Source organism: Ferrovum myxofaciens (assembly GCF_000735045.1).
Taxonomy (GTDB): domain Bacteria; phylum Pseudomonadota; class Gammaproteobacteria; order Burkholderiales; family Ferrovaceae; genus Ferrovum; species Ferrovum myxofaciens.
Genome location: NZ_JPOQ01000596.1, coordinates 1 through 257, shown reverse-complemented (window position 1 = coordinate 257; position 257 = coordinate 1). Strand labels below are relative to the sequence as shown.

Annotated in this window: 1 protein-coding gene; it reads right to left on the bottom strand. The window is 48.6% G+C overall.

The window, feature by feature from the left end:
• Positions 1 to 130, bottom strand: a 130-nt coding sequence (locus tag IV91_RS17690) for a transposase (protein ID WP_200874458.1), incomplete at its 3' end; no start/stop codon positions are given.
• Positions 131 to 257: the final 127 nt, after the last annotated feature.

The window sequence follows — 257 nt, the reverse complement described above, 5'->3', positions numbered from 1 at the left end:
GATTGTCCTCCCCATCCATTTCCACTAGGGACGCTTCCATGTCTTCGCAGACCTTGCCGAACATCCGGCGCATCCGGTCGATGGCATCGCCGTCAAACACTTTGCGGCGATATTTCGCCACAAAGATCAAATGGCTCTATGTGAAATACAGTGGGTAACTGAATTTCAGTTTGCCGCACAAAAAGTAAATCATGTTGATGAAATTTCCAGTATTGCGGTAGCCCCTGGCGCGTCTTTTTGCTAGTTGAACCTTGCTG